1 protein-coding gene is annotated in these 1,000 nt (G+C 69.0%); it reads left to right on the top strand.

What is annotated here, in order from left to right; genetic code table 11:
• Positions 1 to 165: 165 nt before the first annotated feature.
• On the top strand, positions 166 to 939 hold the full coding sequence (locus F6Q13_RS17865; protein ID WP_293059412.1) for an IclR family transcriptional regulator: 774 nt from the start codon (positions 166 to 168) through the stop codon (positions 937 to 939).
• Positions 940 to 1,000 lie beyond the last annotated feature (61 nt).

Here is a 1,000-nt window from a genome sequence, read left to right as displayed (position 1 = left end):
CGAGATACATCGCCAGCGGCGGGATCGACTCCAACACGACGTCCACGGTCATGCAACCAGCATGCCCGACCGGCCGTGACGGGCCGGCGGCGGCAGGGCCACGCGAAGGCGGGCCCGGTGGCACGTCCGGTTTCGGGGCCGACCGACACGGGTAGTGTTTCTGCTGTGCAGAACGGTCAGGGGAAGGCGCCGCAGTACCCGATCGAGTCGGTCGATAAGGCGCTGCGACTGCTGTTGCTGCTGGGCGAGCAACCCGAAATCCGATTGACCGAGGCCACCCGGTACCTGGGCGTCGCCTCCTCGACCGCGTACCGGCTACTGGCGATGCTGGCCTACCGCGGTTTCGTGCGCCAAGACCCGCTGACCAAGGCCTATCTGCCGGGTCCTGCGCTGACCGGGGTGGCGTTCGCGGTGTTCGGCCGCCTGGACATCGCCGGAACGGCGACGCCGATCATGCGTACGGTGAGCGAACGGTTGCGGGAGACTGTTCATGTCGGGATGCTCGACGGTGCCGCGGTGCGCTTCATCGCCGCTGTCGACGGACCGACCGCGGTACGGGTGGCGTCCCGGTTGGGACGAACGATGCCGGCGCATTGCACCTCGACAGGCAAGGCCATGCTGGCCCAGTTGCCCGAGCCGGAACTGCATCAATTGCTGTCCGACGAGACCTTGGAGCGCATCACCGAGCGCTCGATCGGCAGTCGCCGCGCGCTGGAAGCCGAGCTCGCCCGGATCCGCAAGCGAGGCTATGCGGTCAACCGCGGGGAGAGCGAGGAGGGGGTGGCGTCGGTGGCGGTGCCGATACCGACCCAGGCGCCGGGGCTGCGGCTGGCGCTCAACGCCGCCGCGCCGCAGCACCGCCTGCCGGAGTCGCGGTGCGGCCAGGTGGCCAAGGTTCTTCATCAAGCAGCCAAGGAGATTGCCGATCGGCTCGGCTGAGAATCGCGGCGCGTCGTCGGGTTATTCGCCGCGGGCCACGATCACCGGGGTCTTGACCAGC

The sequence above is a fragment of the Mycobacterium sp. genome, assembly GCF_008709575.1.
In the GTDB taxonomy this organism is placed as follows: Bacteria; Actinomycetota; Actinomycetes; order Mycobacteriales; family Mycobacteriaceae; genus Mycobacterium.
Note: the sequence above shows the minus strand (reverse complement) of the source record. Positions and strands in the feature narration are given on the sequence as shown.